This window comes from Streptomyces sp. SID13726, assembly GCF_010548375.1.
GTDB lineage: Bacteria > Actinomycetota > Actinomycetes > Streptomycetales > Streptomycetaceae > Streptomyces.
Genome location: NZ_JAAGLY010000327.1, coordinates 1 through 483, shown reverse-complemented (window position 1 = coordinate 483; position 483 = coordinate 1). Strand labels below are relative to the sequence as shown.

The window sequence follows — 483 nt, the reverse complement described above, 5'->3', positions numbered from 1 at the left end:
CCGGCTCCACCACCACCATGGCCGACGACCCGGTCCTGGCGCACATGTCCGAGCACGTCGCGACCGAGCTCGACAAGACGTTCATGTTCTACCTGCCCCGCATCTGCGAGCACTGCCTCAACCCCGCCTGCGTCGCGTCCTGCCCCTCAGGGGCCATGTACAAGCGGGCCGAGGACGGCATCGTCCTCGTGGACCAGGACCAGTGCCGGGGGTGGCGCATGTGCGTCACCGGCTGCCCCTACAAGAAGGTCTACTTCAACCACAAGACCGGCAAGGCCGAGAAATGCACCCTGTGCTACCCCCGCATCGAGGTCGGCCTGCCCACCGTGTGCTCCGAGACGTGCGTCGGACGCCTGCGCTACCTCGGCCTCGTCCTCTACGACGCGGACAAGGTCACCGAAGCCGCGAGCGTCCAGGACGAGCACGAGCTCCTGGCCTCCCAGCGCGCCGTGTTCCTCGACCCGAACGACCCCGACGTCATCG

The 483-nt window shown here is 67.7% G+C and carries 1 protein-coding gene; it reads left to right on the top strand.

All coding sequences use genetic code 11. The features are described 5' to 3' along the window. Positions 1 to 483 (top strand): 4Fe-4S dicluster domain-containing protein (locus tag G3I78_RS47895; RefSeq protein ID WP_164436899.1); only part of this gene is annotated, 483 nt, incomplete at both ends.